Source organism: Lacticaseibacillus boliensis, assembly GCF_054784775.1.
Genome location: NZ_BAAIHN010000077.1, coordinates 1 through 1409 on the forward strand (window position 1 = coordinate 1; position 1409 = coordinate 1409).

General features: G+C 52.3%; 1 protein-coding gene. It reads left to right on the forward strand.

Going from position 1 to position 1409, the window contains the following annotated elements:
* Positions 1-1409 (forward strand): mucin-binding protein (locus ACYVRB_RS14190; protein WP_461216064.1); only part of this gene is annotated, 1409 nt, incomplete at both ends.

Consider the following 1409-nt stretch of genomic DNA (forward strand, 5'->3'; position numbering starts at 1 on the left):
CAGGCGACACGATTGTGACCTACACGCCAGATACGCAGAAAGCTACTGTTAAGTATGTCGATCAAACCGGCACGCAACTGATCACACCAGATCAGGCAATCACCGGTCCAAGCGATACAGCAGTTGATCACAGTCAGCTCATGCCGAATATACAGAAAGCCATCGATCAAGGCTATGTGCTTGTCGATGACGGTACGGTTGGTGCGACTTTCGACCACGATACACCGCATAATCAGGACCTCACAATTACCTTTGGCCAAGTGCCGAAGGCAACCCTGACGACGACCGTCGTACCAAAAGGTCCGAAGAGTCCAAAGAATCCAGACGGTGAACCGTTGAAGCCAACCACGCCAGTGCAAGTGACTGGGTTTCCAGGAGATCCGATCGATGCCAAGGATTATCCAAAGGTTCCGGGCTATACCCCAGAACCAAACCAGAACCCGAAGGTTCCAAATGAGCCAGGCGACACGATTGTGACCTACACGCCAGATACGCAGAAAGCTACTGTTAAGTATGTGGATGAAACCGGTACACAGCTGGTCACACCAGATCAGGCAATCACCGGTCCAAGCGATACAGCAGTTGACCACAGTCAGCTCATGCCGAATATACAGAAAGCCATCGATCAAGGCTATGTGCTTGTCGATGACGGTACGGTTGGTGCGACTTTCGATCATGACACGCCGCATAATCAGGAGTTCACGATTACTTTTGGCCAAGTGCCGAAGGCAACCCTGACGACGACCGTCGTACCAAAAGGTCCGAAGAGTCCAACGGATCCAGACGGTGAGCCGTTGCCGCCAACCACGCCAGTGCAAGTGATTGGGTTCCCAGGAGATCCGATCGATGCCAAGGATTATCCAAAGGTTCCGGGCTATACCCCAGAACCGAACCAGAATCTGAAGGTTCCAAATGAGCCAGGCGACACGATTGTGACCTACACGCCAGATACGCAGAAAGCTACTGTTAAGTATGTGGATGAAACCGGTAAGCAACTGATCACACCAGATCAAGCAATCACCGGTCCAAGCGATACAGCAGTTGACCACAGTCAGCTCATGCCGAATATTCAGAAAGCCATCGATCAAGGCTATGTGCTTGTCGATGACGGTACGGTTGGTGCGACTTTCGATCATGACACGCCGCATAATCAGGAGTTCACGATTACCTTTGGCCAAGTGCCGAAGGCAACCCTGACGACGACCGTCGTACCAAAAGGTCCGAAGAGTCCAACGGATCCAGACGGTGAGCCGTTGCCGCCAACCACGCCAGTGCAAGTGATTGGGTTCCCAGGAGATCCGATCGATGCCAAGGATTATCCAAAAGTTCCGGGCTATACCCCAGAACCGAACCAGAATCTGAAGGTTCCAAATGAGCCAGGCGACACGATTGTGACCTACACGCCAGAT